This window comes from Streptomyces hazeniae, assembly GCF_031845485.1.
GTDB classification, from domain to species: Bacteria; Actinomycetota; Actinomycetes; order Streptomycetales; family Streptomycetaceae; genus Streptomyces; species Streptomyces hazeniae.
Map to the genome: position 1 here is coordinate 1 of NZ_JAVREQ010000006.1, position 12,400 is coordinate 12,400.

Consider the following 12,400-nt stretch of genomic DNA (forward strand, 5'->3'; position numbering starts at 1 on the left):
AACAGGCTCAAGAACTCCCGAGCCGTCGCCACCCGCTACGACAAGAGGGCCTACGTCTTCCACGGCACCGTCACAGCCGCAGCCATCCGATTGTGGCTCCGACCATGATCCGCCGGACAGACCCTAGCCGGGCGGAGCGCGCCCCCGCCCGTTCGCCCGCCGGTCGCCGCTCTGCCGCTGGCAGCACCTCACGAACCGCCGAACCCCCCTTCCCGTTCGCAGGGTTCCGTGCGGGCCGCGTGAGAGATCGCGAGACGGGAGAAGGCCATCTCCACTGCGGAGGTGGCGCCTTCGACGTGCCGGCCGGGCCTCATCGGACGGTTCGCCACCCAGGTAGCGCACCCGCTTGCGCCCGGCGACCAACTCGCCGGCCGACCGATCCGGGGCGCCTCCACCGGATGCTCACCGTGCTCTGCCGGAATGCCGAGGTGCGACGCGTTCGGGTGCACGACCTCCGGCACACCTGCGGGTCGCTTCTGCTCGCGCAGGGAGTGGACGCGTGGACGATCATGGAGACGCTGGGCCGCAGTACCACCACCATGACGCTCGACACCTACGCGCACGTGAGGGAGACGACCCTCACCGCAGCGGCGGATCAGAAGAACGATGCGCTCGGGGGTGACGACGAAGGCGGCCCGACGGGGGGCCCGGCGGTCGTCTGAGCGGTGCACTGATGTCACCCGCTGATGCCAGAAGCCCCCTGCGGATTCCGCAGGGGGCTTCTGGCCTGTGCGCGCTCGGCAGGATTCGAACCTGCAACCTTCTGATCCGTAGTCAGATGCTCTATCCGTTAAGCTACGAGCGCTTGACGTCCGGCCTCTTCCGTGCCGGTCGGCGTTGCGGGGACAACATTACATGACCGGCGCCGCCAGGCGAAATCCGATTACCGCACCCCTTTCGACCTGCGAAAACGGCCTTCCAGGGCACCACTCGGGCGCCGTTCACCCAGGGCCCCGGAAACGCAGAAGCCCCGGCGGTCGGCCGGGGCTCTTCGTGATCGCTGCGGATCGAGCGGAGGCTGAGGGATTTGAACCCTCGATGGGCTTTAAGACCCAAACCGCATTAGCAGTGCGGCGCCATAGACCAGACTAGGCGAAGCCTCCAGACACACCCGTGACCCACACACGGCGGTCGGGGTATGCGTGCAGATGATGACACAGCCGGGGCCGCGCTCACCAATCGCCCTCCACGTTACTAGGCCCGGGGGCTGCCGGGCAAAGCCCTTGCCCCAGGTCGGAGCGTGGCGTTGCCCGCCACCTGAGCGAGATGCCGCCACTCGACGCCGCGATCCGCGTTGAACCGGGAAGAGACGGACATGGCGGTCCGGCCGACGGGTGCTCCGGCTCCCGGCACGCCCGAGCCGTCCCTCCGCCCGCCCCGCGCACGCACCCGCGTGCGCGCACGCACGCCCCGGGAGTTCCGCCATGCCTCGCCGTACCGCCCCCACCCTGGCCGCGCTCGCCGGCGCCGCGGCCGTACTGGCCACCCTGCTCGGAGCGGGAGCCGCCTCCGCCGCCGCGCCGCAGGAGACCGGCTTCTCGACCATGCCCCCGGCACAGGCCGACTACCTGAGCATCACCGTCTCCGGCACCGGCGACGCGCGGCACGACGGCACGCGCTCCCTCTTCTGCCACCCCGCTGGCGGCACCCACCCCCGGGCGCAGGCCGCCTGCGAGGCGCTGGACGCCGCGGTCTCCGCCGCGCGTACGGCCGGCCGCGACCCGGAGGGCCCGGTCGGCCGGTCGGGCGACACACAGCGCGCCCTCCGCGCACCGGCCGCCGGGCCGTTCGCACCCGTACCGTCCGAGGCGGTGTGCACGATGGTGCACGGCGGCCCCGCCCACGCCCGGATCAAGGGCGTTTGGCACGGTAAGCCGGTGGATGCCCGGTTCGACCGCAGCAACGGATGTGAGATGTCCCGCTGGGACCGGCTCGTCCCCGTCCTTCCCGCGCTGAACTGACCACCCGGCCCACCGCCCCAACTGGGGTTTCACCGGAAGGTGTTGACCTCACGCTCACGCTTCCCACCCGGCGCCCCCGCGCATCCGCCGCCTGAGGGGGCGCCGGTCCCCGTAGACTCTGCCTCTAGTGACGCCCCGGGGACTGCGGGCAGACTGACGGCCTCGAGCGGGCCGTTCGGCCCCGCCTCCGGTACCAGCGGCAACAGGGAGGAAGCACCGTCGTGAGCAGCAGGCCACCCCGAGGCGCTGCTCGTCTCGCCGCCATACTCGACGCGCTGCCCGATGCACTGCTCCTGGTGAACTGCAACGGCACCGTCGTCAACGCGAACAAGATCGCCCTGGAGGCCCTGGAGGCCCCGGGGACGGCACTGGTGGGCCGCGGGCTGCTCGACCTCCTCCCGGAGTTCGACCCCAACCGCATCCCCGGATCGATGCGCCGGCCGGGCGAGGACGAGGGCGAGGCCCGGACCAAGCCGACGCGCATGACCGCGCGCCGCACCGACGGCAGCGAGTTCCCGGTCGAGGTGACCAGCGCCAACCTGGAGGACGGCCGCAGCACCTACGCCTCCTCCTTCGAGGCCGCCTGGTCCGACCACGGCACCGGCGGCGGGCGCAACGCGCACTACACCGGCGACGAACTGCTGATGCTCGTCGTCCGCGACCTCACCGGCACCCTGGACACCGAGGCCGAGCTCGCCCGGCAGCAGCGGCAGACCGAGATGATCCTGCGCGCCGCCTCCGAGGGCGTCGTCGGCGTGGACACCTCGGGCCGTGTCGTCCTGGTCAACCCGGCGGCCGCGCAGATCCTCGGCTACCGCGCGGGCGACCTCGGCGGCCACGAACTCCACCCCCTGGTGCACCACTCCCGCCCGGACGGCTCGACGCTGCCCTACGAGGAGACCCCGCTCGCCGACACGCTGCGCTCCGGCCGCAAGCACCGCGTCCGCGCGGCGCAGGTGCTCTGGGCGAAGGACGGCAGCCCGGTGCCCGTCGACATGACGACGGCGCCCGTACGCGACGGCGACCAGCTCGTCGGCGCGGTGCTGACCTTCACCGACCGGCGCCCGTACGTCGCCCTGCGGGAGCGGCACGAGCAGCTGCGCGCCGTGCTCGACGAGGCGCTGCGCGGGCCGCTCGACCAGCTTCGCGACGAACTCGGCGGCCTCGCCGCCGACCCCGCCGGCCAGCTGTGGCCGGAGGCCAACCAGATCCTGCACCACCTCTCCGCCGGCTACGCGCGCATGACCACGCTGGTCGACAACGTGCTCGCGTTCCAGCGCCTGCAGACCGGCAGGGAGAAGCTGAGCACGGCACGCGTCTCGCTGGACACCGTCGTGGCCGCGGGCGTGGACGGCGCGGTCGAGCTGATCGGCCCGGGGCGCGCGCAGTTCGCCGTGCACGCCCCGCCGATCGAGGCCGAGGTCGATGCGGCGCGGCTCTCCACCGCACTGGCGCACCTGATCGCGGACGTGGCCGGGGTGGACGCCACCGGCAACCAGTCGCTGACGCCGCCGACCGGCGACTCCACGATCGTGGTCGCGGCCGCACAGCGCGGCGAGGTCGTGCGCATCGAGGTGCGCGGACCGCACCCGGGCGGCAGCCCGGTGCATCAGCCCGTCGTCAGCGGGATCGTGCGGCGGCACGGCGGCGTGCTGCAGACGCACGAGGTGCCGGGCGCGGGCGGCAGCGCGTACGTGCTGGAGGTGCCGTGCGCGGCCACCGGCGGCACCGGAGCGGCCGGCGCCGGCGCGAGCACGGACACGGACACGGGTACGGACGGCTCGGGCGGCTCGGACGGTTCGGCCGGCGCCGGGTTCGGCACCGCCGGAGCACTCGGTGCCGGCGCGGCCGGTGCCCCGGGCACGGCCGGTGCGGGGGTCCCGGGTGCGGGGACCGACGGGGCGGCCGCGAGCGGCGTGACACAGACCGGGCAGACGGACAACGAGACCACCGTGATGCCCGTCCCGGCCCAGCCCATGCGCGGCACCGAGGCGGCGCCGCACGCCGCGGTACCGGCCGCCCGTGCCCCCGAGCCGCCGCAGACGGCGCCCGCGGCGGAGCGGAGCGGCGTCCCCGCGCAGGGCGGCCCCTACGTTCCGGAGCAACAGGGCGGGACCCCACCCGGGGGAGAGGGCCCGGCGCCCACCGGACGCCGCCGGCGCGCACGCGCCGACCACCCCGAGACCCATCAACAGCCGTCCGGCGCCCCGGCGCCCCCGGCGCCCGCAGGCCCGTCTCCGGCCGGCGCGCTACCCGCGCTGCCCGGGCCCGCAGGTCCCGCACCGGCGCAGCCGCCGGGCGGCGGACAGGCCGGCGGGCAGGCGGGCGGGCAGGCGGGCGGCACGCCCCCGCAGGGCACCGGCCGCCGCGCCCGCCGCACGCTGGCCACCCCGTCCGGGGACGGCAACGAGGCTGCCGCGGCGACGCACGTACCGGCGGGTCAGCGGGCGCCGGGAGGCATGCCGGCCCTCCCCCCTGCCGCGCCCTCCCCCGCCCCGTCGCAGCAGACGGCCGCAGCAGACGGCGGCACCGTCCCGCACCAGATCCCGCCCGGCACCGGGCGCCGCGGGCGCCGCGCCGCACCTCCCGCGTCCGGGCCCGGTGGCGAGCCGGCTCCCCAGGTACCGGAGGAGGCCCTGCCGGAGCACGTGCCGGCCGGCGCCGCCGAAGGCGGCCGCCGCGCCCGCCGCCTGGCCGCGGCCCGCGCACGCGCCGCGGAGCAGGCCGCGGGGCAGGCGCCCTCGCACGAGCCGTTCGCGCTGCCGCCTGCCGAGGCGGACCGCGCCCCCGCCCAGCCCACGTCGAACGGCACGGGCACCGGCAACGGCTTCCACCCTCCCGGCAACGGTCCCGGCGCCGTCGCCGACCCCGCCTCCGCCGCAGCGGGGCGGGCACCGGCCGCGGATCCGGCCGCGGAGGAGGCACAGGCCGGGCAGCGCGCCGACCACTCCCGGGTCGCGGCCAGCCCGATACTGGGCGGCGGCCACACCCCCGAGGCGGCGAACCGCCCGGTCCGCCGGCCCGGCCTCCCCATGCCCGGCGGCGGCCAGGACGCCCACGCGGCCGAGCAGACCGGCGGCGGCATCAGCGTGCGCACCCTCGGGCAGGGGGTGCCGTTCGCCCGGCGCATCGCGGAGCACGGAAACGGGCAGGCCGCAGGCCACGCCGAGGCGCCGCCGTCTCCCGCCCCGGCCATCCCGTCCACCCCCTCCACTCCCTCCACTCCCGCGCAGGCGACGGGCTCCGGGAGGCGGCGCAAACTGGCCACCCGCGAGGGCGACGCGGCACCCGGTCAGGCCGGCCGGCCCCAGGGGCAGGGACGCGAGTTCGCCATAGGAGCACCGGAAGCAGGTGCCGCCGAGGGTCCCGAACCGCTGGACGGCCCGAACGGCGCCGTCGAGATCACCGACGGCGGCGGCATGACGATGCCGCTGCGGGCCGTCGACGACGAGCTGCCGCCCGAACCGCTGGACAACCCGCGGCGGCTGCTGGTCTGGCCCGAGCCCGACGTCTCCACGCAGCAGGCGCTGTCGGACCGCGGCTACCGGCCGGTCATCGTCAACTCCCGCGAGGAGGTGGACGCCCAGATCGCGGCCTACCCCGCCGCACTGTTCGTCGATCCCCTCACCGGTCCCATCACGCGCACGGCGCTCCAGTCGTTGCGGCAGGCCGCCGTCGCCGCCGAAGTGCCCGTGCTCGTGACCGCGGGGCTCGGCCAGGCGACCCGCGACGCGGCGTACGGCGCCGACCCGGCCGTGCTGCTCAAGGCGCTCGCCCCGCGCGACAGCGAGCAGCACCCGCCCCGGGTACTGCTCGTGGAGGAGAACGAGGTCGTCGCGCGCGCGCTCGCGCAGTCCCTGGAACGGCGCGGCATGCAGATCGCGCACGCCCCCTCGGACGCGGACGCGGTCAACGTCGCGGCGCAGATGCAGCCCAACCTCGTGGTGATGGACCTGATGCAGGTGCGTCGCCGGCGGGCCGGGATCATCGACTGGCTGCGGGTGAGCGGGCTGCTGCACCGCACCCCGTTCGTCGTCTACACCTCGGCGGGGATCACCCCGGCGGGACTGCCGCACCTCGCCTCCGGCGAGAACCTGCTGTTCCTCGCCGAACGCTCCACCAGCGACGAGGTCCAGTCCCGCATCGTCGACCTCCTCACCAAGATCGGCGCCCACTGATTCCTGCCGGGGGCGGCGCTCCGGCGACCGACAGCGCCCGCACGGCTCGCGCGGCTTCGGGCACCCTCTCTCGCGTGGGCTGCGGCGCGTGCGTCGCCGCAGCCCACGTCACAGCACCTGCCGTCACCGGGCATCGGCGCACGCGGCCTCCCGGAACCGGCGCCGACGGCATCGCCGTGGCGCCGAGGAGTGGGTGCGCGCCACCCACGCCCTCGCCGCTGACGGCGGGGCGGCGGGCGGCGGGCGGCGGGCGGCGGGCGGCGGGCGGCCACGAGGCGACGGGGTCCCCGGCGCGAGGACCCCGCCCGACGCACCACGCCCGCCGCACCTCCACCAGCGCAGCGCGCGTCCGCGCGCCTACCCGCCGACCGTCGTGATCTCCAGCTCGCGCGCCGCGTACTGCGCGCGCAGCACCTTCTTGTCGAACTTCCCCACGCTCGTCTTCGGCACCTCGCCGATCTGCGTCCACCGCTCCGGCAGCTGCCACCGCGCGATCCGGTCCGCGAGGAACGCCCGCAGCTCCTCGTACGTCACGTCCGCGCCGCCCTCCGCGAGCACCACCACGGCCAGCGGGCGTTCGCCCCACCGTTCGTCCGGCACGGCCACGACCGCCGCCTCGGCGACCGCGTCGTGCGCCATCAGGTGGTTCTCCAGCTCCACGGAGGAGATCCATTCGCCACCCGACTTGATGACGTCCTTCGCCCGGTCGGTCAGCGTCAGGTAGCCGTCGGGCGTGATCACCCCGACGTCACCGGTGCGCAGCCACCCGTCGGGGCTGAACTTGTCCTCGGGGCGCTCGGGCTCGCCGTCCGCGCCCCCGTAGTACGCCCCGGCGATCCACGGCCCGCGCACCTCCAGCTCACCGGCCGACTCGCCGTCCCACGGCTTGAAGTCGCCGTCGGGACCCACCAGTCGTGCCTCGACGCCGGCCGGGAAGCGGCCCTGCGAGATGCGGTATGGCCACTCCTCCTCGGGCGTCAGCCCGCCCGGCGGGTGGGCGAGACTGCCCAGCGGCGAGGTCTCCGTCATGCCCCAGGCGTGGCAGACGCGGATGCCGTACTGGTCCTCGAAGGCGCGCATCATCGCGGGCGGGCAGGCCGAGCCGCCGATGGTGACGGTCCGGAGCGAGGTGATGTCACGCGCCTTCTGGGCGAGTTCCGCGAGCAGCCCCTGCCAGATCGTCGGCACCGCCGCAGCGTGCGTGGGCCGTACGGTCTCGATCATCTCCGCGAGCGGCGCGGGCTGGAGGAAGCGGTCGGGCATCAGCATGCCGACGCCGGTCATGAACACCGCGTGCGGCAGCCCCCACGCGTTCACGTGGAACATCGGCACCACCGGCAGCGTGATGTCGGCGTCCGTGAGGCCCATCGACTCCGCGAGGTTGACCTGCATCGCGTGCAGGTAGATGGAACGGTGCGAGTAGACGACGCCCTTCGGGTCCCCGGTGGTGCCCGACGTGTAGCACATCGCGGCGGCCTCACGCTCGTCCAGCTCCGGCCAGTCGTACGTGGTCGGCTTGCCGGCGAGCAGGTCCTCGTACGCGTGCACGGCCGGCCGGCAGCCGTCCAGCACGGACGTGTCGCCGGGGCCGACGACGACCACGTGCTCGACGGTCTCCAGCCGCGGCAGCAGCGGGGCGAGCAGCGGCAGCAGCGTGCCGTTCACCAGCACGACCCGGTCGGCCGCGTGCCCGACGATCCACACCAGCTGCTCGGAGGGCAGGCGCAGGTTCAGCGTGTGCAGCACGGCGCCCATGCAGGGGGCGGCGAAGTACGCCTCGACGTGCTCGGCGTTGTTCCACATGAGCGTGGCCACGCGGTCCCCGCGGCCGACGCCCAGGTCGTCCCGCAGCGCGTGCGCCAGCTGCGCGCTCCGCTCCCCGATCTCGGCGAACGACCGCCGGTGCGGCTCGCCCTCCCCGGTCCACGTGACGACTTCAGACCTTCCGTGGACGGTCGCGCCGTGGCGCAGGATGCGCGTGACGGTCAGCGGTACGTCCTGCATCGTGCTCAGCACCGGGTGCCTCCCCGAGTTACGGCCGGGTAATGGTGCTGCGATTCTGGCCGCATACCGTTCGGTATGTCGACCCCCCGCCACCCCGCTTCCTGCCGCCGGCCCCCGCCGGGGGCCGGCACCGGTCAGGCCGCGGCGCGCTCCGTGGCCGGGGACGGGATCGGGACCGCCGCCGAGGTCGGGGTCGCGGCCGGGGTCGGGGAGGGCTCGCCGTGGATGTCGGCGGCGAGCCGGGGGTCCTCGCGGAGTTTGGCCAGGGCGCGGGACACCGCGCTCTTGACCGTGCCGACCGACACCCCGAGCACGCGGGCGGTCTGCGCCTCGCTCAGGTCCTCGTAGTAGCGCAGCACGACCATCGCGCGCTGACGGGCGGGCAGCGCGCACACCGCGCGCCACATCGCGTCGCGGACGGCCTGCTGTTCGGCAGGGTCGGGGCCGGGCACGGGCTCCGGCTCGGGCAGCTCGTCGACGGCGAACGTCTCGACCCGGCGCTTGCGCCACTCGGAGGTGCGGGTGTTGACCAGGGCGCGCCGCACGTAGCCGTCCAGCGCACGGTGGTCCTCGATGCGGTCCCACGCCAGATAGGTCTTGGTCAGCGCGGTCTGGAGCAGGTCCTCCGCGTCGCAGGGGTCGGAGGTCAGCGAGCGCGCGGTGCGCAGCAGCACCGGACCGCGGCTGCGCACGTACGACGTGAACGTCGGCGGCGTCCCGGTCGTGGCGGCGGCGGAGCCGGGGCGCCTCGCGCTCCGGACGGTCCCAGGCGTGGTCATGGCTCCACGCTAGGAGTGGGGCGGCGCCGGGGGATCGCCCGGAAGTCCCGAAGCGCCCTCCCCCTCAGGGAGTACGCCGCGCGGCCGCAGCACTCCCCGGGGTGGAGGGCGCTCCGCCGCGCGTCAGGGTTCCACCCGCCGGGTGGTGCCGCCGTGTCCGTGCGAGCTCCGGTACGGCGTCCGCCGGGCGGCCCGCCGGGGCCGCCCGGCGGGCGGGAGATCGCGGGCGCAGCAGCGCCGGTGCGCGGGACCGCCGACGCTAGCCGATCACGGCGACCGGCGCGTCGACCAGGTTGCGGTCGATGTTGACCGTGCGGCCGCCGTGCGTCTCCTTCACGTTGCCGCGGTACTGGTGGATGCGACGGTGCGGCTGCCAGTCGCCGGCGGACAGCGTGGGCTCGCGGGCGACGTCGGGGCGGTCGTTCCAGCGGGCGAACCACATCACCTCGGGCAGGTCCCGCTCGCCCGCGTCGCGTGCCTGCTGGAGGTGCGTCACGCCGGATCCGGCCGAGCTGTAGAAGCCGGGCAGGTAGCCGTGCCGGCTCACCTCGCGGTTCCAGCCCTGCACGAAGGTGAGGGTGACGTCGGCGCAGCGGGCGTCCTTGCGGTCGTACGCCTCCATGTCGAGGTAGAGCGGGCTCGCGGGCAGCATGCCCAGCTCCTCGGCCTGCCGTACGGCGTCCCGGCCCTCCGCGACACCCATGCGCCACGCACGGTCGGGGTCGATGGCGTAGCGGCGCTTGCGGTCGGAGTGCACGCACGGCGACTGCGAGCCGACGTACAGCGGGAGCAGGTTCCAGCCCATGTCCGTCACGCCCCGCACCCAGTCCGGGGTGAGGTGGTGCTGGTCCGGACAGGCACGGCCGCGGCCCCCGATGTAGACGCCGACGGCCCGGTACGGCGAGTCGGTCCAGGCCGCCATGGTGCCGAGGGACGGCGCCTGGCACGTGTCGAAGCCGCGCCCGGTGAAGATCTGCGCGCCGCCGAGGCGCGGGTCCTGGTCCGCGTGCGCCGGTGTCGTCGGGCCGACGACCAGCAGGGAGGCGAACGCGGAGAAGAAGACAACGAATCGTCGCATCATGTGCTTTTTGTGCCGCATGAGGCGAGTGAACGACCGGACCACCCGGCGGGGCCCACGACATGCCGAGCACCTGCTCACGGCACCGCATACTTCATCCGATCGCAGCAACCGCCCGCCCCGGCGCGCACGCGCTCCGCGTCCGCCCGCACGTCCGTCGCCAGCTCGCCCGCCCGCACGGAGCGAACGCGCACGAACGTCCGCGCGCCCGCACCGTCTTGTGCACGACGGTGCGGGCGCGGCGGACGACTACCCCTTCACTCCCCGGAAGGCCCCGGTGCGGTGGTGCGGTGCACCCGGCCTCCCGGCCCCGGGCCTACCAGAGCTCGGAGAAGTTGATGGACACGTTGTCCTGGTCGATCCAGGTCGGCCCGAGGCCGTTCACCCCGGCGTTGTTGGCCTGGTTGCCCGAACCGACCTGCGTGTTGACGATCGTGTTCGCACCGTTGTCGGCCTGTGCCACACCGCCCATCAGGGCGACCGCGAGCGGCAGGGAGGCCGCGGCGGCGATGAGGCGGGCGGTACGGATTCGTGCCATGTCTGTTCCCTCCCAGGAACCGGTGTCTCGGTGGACTGCGACGTCGCGCCCCGATGCTGCCCGTGCGACACCCCACGAACCCACCCGACCAGCCGATTCCCCCGCAAGAATGACGATCCGCCGATAAACCCCTAAGCGCCCCGCGCACGGTCGGGGCCCGGGGCGGCTCCGGCGCCCGGGCCCCCCTCCGGCGCGCGCCCGGGCCCGGGGCCCGTGCCCGGCCCGCCGAACAGGCTGACCGCCACCGCCAGCACCGCCGCCACCAGCAGCGGTGCCGTCACCCCGACGTGCAGCAGCAGCGTCCCCGAGGCCGCGCCCGCGAAGATGCTCAGCACCGCACACAGGTAACGCCAGCGATGCACCGTCGGCGTGGCACCCGGACCGGCCGTGCGCGCACGGCCGAACAGCAGCGCCAGCGCGGTGGTGACGAGGATCGTCGACATCCCCGGCACGGCGACCCGCTGCGCCGTGGCCGCACGCGCCCCCATGGCCAGCGCCAGCAGCGCCACCACCGCGTAGTGCCGGCCCGACAGCTGCGCCGACTCCTCGGCCACCAGCCCCCACGAGAGCGCCGACGCCGCGGTCAGCGCCACCGCCTCCGCGCCGATCGCACCGCGGAACCACCGGCGACCGCGCCGCTCCATTCCGCTCAGCAGCCAGTGCCCCAGGCCCAGCCCGGTCGCGAACGACGCCAGCGCCGTCGCCGTGTTGCTCACCGCCAACTGCGGTTCACCGGCCACCGCCAGGCCGAGGAACAGCACGTTCCCCGTCGCGAGCGCGCAGAAGACGCGCCCCAGCGCGATGAAGCCGACCGCGTCCACCATCCCCGAGGTGAACGTCAGCACCATCAGCCCGGCGATCTCCCGCGGGGACCGCTCCACGTCCACCCCGTCCGCCTTCCCTCGACACCGACACCTGCCGGTGCAACGGCACGGACGGCCGTGCCGTCACGGTCCCGCCGGCACGGCCGGGGTCTCACGCGGCGGGCGGCTTCACCATCGGCGCGGCCGGAGTCAGGGCCCGACCTCCCGCAGCCGCACCGACAGGCACGTCACGCACCCCTCCAGCTTCTCGAACTCCCCGATGTCCACCGGCACCGGCTGGTACCCCATCTCCGCGAAGAGTTCCGCACTGCGCGGCGCACCGGCCGACATCAGCAGCCGGCTGCCGCCCAGCAGCACCACGTGCGCCCCCTCCGGCTCCGGCACCCCACGGAACCGCGGGAACGCCGACGGCGCGTCCACCGCCTCCGGGTACCCGATCACCGTGCCGTCCGGCAGCGCCGTCACCGCCGACTTCAGGTGCAGCACGCTCGTCACCGGCACCCCGAACACCTGCGCGCCCGCCGGCTCGAACGCCGCCCGCAGCTGCCGCAGACCCTCGGCGTTCGTACGGCCGCCCTGGCCGACGTAGACGGTGTCGCCCACCTTCAGCACGTCCCCGCCGTCCAGCGTCCCCGGCTCCTCCACCCGCCGTACCTCGTACCCCAGTTCGCGGACGACCGCCTCGCAGCCCGGCACCTCACGACGCCGTTCCTCCGCTCCCGAACGCGCGAGCAGCGCCACGTCCCGGTAGACGACCACGGCGTCCTCCACGAACACCCCGTCCGGCGCCTCCTCCTCCGGAGGCACCTCGACCGTCTCCCAGCCGTTCTCCCGCAGCGCCGCGACGTACCCCTCCCACTGGCGCACCGCCCGTTCCGCATCCACGGGCGTGCGCTCGAGATGCGTGACGATCCCTTCCGCCACACGTCCGCTCGGCCGCCGTACCAACGCCTTCCCCTGCACCGCACTCGCCTCCGTTCGTCGCCCCTGCACGCACCTGCCCGGCGGCCGTTTGACCGCCTTCCGGCCAGGGCAGAT

At 74.9% G+C, this 12,400-nt stretch carries 9 protein-coding genes, 2 tRNA genes and 1 pseudogene; 4 read left to right on the forward strand and 8 right to left on the reverse strand.

The features are described 5' to 3' along the window. Together RM572_RS08700 and RM572_RS08705 are read left to right on the forward strand one after the other, a co-directional pair. Positions 1 to 108: pseudogene (locus RM572_RS08700) on the forward strand (IS5/IS1182 family transposase); the annotation flags it as partial. Continuing rightward, positions 105 to 662, forward strand: coding sequence for a tyrosine-type recombinase/integrase (locus RM572_RS08705; protein WP_311672691.1), 558 nt, complete (start codon positions 105 to 107; stop codon positions 660 to 662). The pseudogene RM572_RS08700 and the gene RM572_RS08705, both read left to right, overlap by 4 nt. Before the next feature lie 70 nt (positions 663 to 732). Here the strand turns inward: RM572_RS08705 and RM572_RS08710 are convergent. Both RM572_RS08710 and RM572_RS08715 read right to left on the reverse strand, forming a co-directional pair. Next, positions 733 to 805 (reverse strand) — tRNA-Arg (locus RM572_RS08710). A gap of 207 nt (positions 806 to 1,012) precedes the next feature. Beyond that, a tRNA-Ser gene (locus tag RM572_RS08715) sits at positions 1,013 to 1,103 on the reverse strand. A 321-nt stretch (positions 1,104 to 1,424) separates the two neighbouring features. Between RM572_RS08715 and RM572_RS08720 the strand changes: the two genes are divergently transcribed. Both RM572_RS08720 and RM572_RS08725 read left to right on the forward strand, forming a co-directional pair. Then, on the forward strand, positions 1,425 to 1,961 hold the full coding sequence (locus RM572_RS08720; protein WP_311672692.1) for an SSI family serine proteinase inhibitor: 537 nt from the start codon (positions 1,425 to 1,427) through the stop codon (positions 1,959 to 1,961). Between the two features lie 221 nt (positions 1,962 to 2,182). After that, complete coding sequence (locus tag RM572_RS08725) at positions 2,183 to 6,139, forward strand: PAS domain-containing protein (RefSeq protein ID WP_311672693.1); 3,957 nt, start codon at positions 2,183 to 2,185, stop codon at positions 6,137 to 6,139. A gap of 357 nt (positions 6,140 to 6,496) precedes the next feature. Here the strand turns inward: RM572_RS08725 and RM572_RS08730 are convergent, their stop codons facing one another. From RM572_RS08730 to ddaH, 6 genes are all read right to left on the reverse strand, one after another. Then, positions 6,497 to 8,155 (reverse strand): long-chain fatty acid--CoA ligase, encoded by a 1,659-nt coding sequence (locus RM572_RS08730; RefSeq protein WP_311672694.1) that lies wholly within the window; start codon positions 8,153 to 8,155, stop codon positions 6,497 to 6,499. A gap of 122 nt (positions 8,156 to 8,277) precedes the next feature. Next, complete coding sequence (locus RM572_RS08735) at positions 8,278 to 8,922, reverse strand: SigE family RNA polymerase sigma factor (RefSeq protein WP_311672695.1); 645 nt, start codon at positions 8,920 to 8,922, stop codon at positions 8,278 to 8,280. 259 nt (positions 8,923 to 9,181) lie between these two features. Then, positions 9,182 to 10,003, reverse strand: coding sequence for a DUF1906 domain-containing protein (locus RM572_RS08740; RefSeq protein WP_311672696.1), 822 nt, complete (start codon positions 10,001 to 10,003; stop codon positions 9,182 to 9,184). Positions 10,004 to 10,316: 313 nt separating this feature from the next. Next, positions 10,317 to 10,538, reverse strand: coding sequence for a hypothetical protein (locus RM572_RS08745; protein ID WP_136183338.1), 222 nt, complete (start codon positions 10,536 to 10,538; stop codon positions 10,317 to 10,319). Positions 10,539 to 10,669: 131 nt separating this feature from the next. Continuing rightward, complete coding sequence (locus RM572_RS08750; protein WP_311672697.1) at positions 10,670 to 11,425, reverse strand: YoaK family protein; 756 nt, start codon at positions 11,423 to 11,425, stop codon at positions 10,670 to 10,672. A 126-nt stretch (positions 11,426 to 11,551) separates the two neighbouring features. Next, positions 11,552 to 12,325, reverse strand: a complete 774-nt coding sequence (gene ddaH, locus RM572_RS08755) for a dimethylargininase (protein WP_311672698.1) — start codon at positions 12,323 to 12,325, stop codon at positions 11,552 to 11,554. Between the last annotated feature and the right edge of the window lie 75 nt (positions 12,326 to 12,400).